The 460-nt window shown below is 77.2% G+C and carries 1 protein-coding gene; it reads right to left on the reverse strand.

The genetic code is table 11. The features are described 5' to 3' along the window. Positions 1-460, reverse strand: a 460-nt coding sequence (locus FV222_RS28975; RefSeq protein WP_187277549.1) for an FAD-dependent monooxygenase, incomplete at both ends; no start/stop codon positions are given.

Genomic DNA, 460 nt, shown 5'->3' on the forward strand with positions numbered 1-460 from the left:
GCCGAGGTTCAGCCCCTGGCCCGCGATCGGATGGATGACGTGGGCGGCGTCCCCCAGCAGCGCCAGGCGCTCGCCGTGGAAACGCCGGGCGATGCCGAAGGCGAGCGGGTGGGCGCTCGGCCCCTGCTCCAGCGCCAGCTGCCCGAGCTGAGGCGTGAACCGCCGCTCGATCTCGGCCAGCACCGCGTCGGGCTCGCCCCCGAGCAGGGCGTCGACGTCGGCGGCCCGCTCGGTCCAGACGATCGAGGAGCGGTGGCCCTGCGGCCCGTCGGCCAGCGGCAGGATCGCGAACGGGCCGCTCGGGAGGAAGTGCTCGGTCGCCCGGCCGCCGTGCGGGCGGGCGTGCAGTACCGTCGCGACGATGCCCACCTGCGGGTACGACCAGCCGACCCAGCCGATCCCGGCCGCCTCGCGCAGGCGCGAGCGCGCTCCGTCGGCGGCCACGAGCAGGGCCGTCCGC

Origin of the sequence: Methylobacterium sp. WL103 (assembly GCF_008039885.1) — a bacterium.
In the GTDB taxonomy this organism is placed as follows: Bacteria; Pseudomonadota; Alphaproteobacteria; order Rhizobiales; family Beijerinckiaceae; genus Methylobacterium; species Methylobacterium cerastii.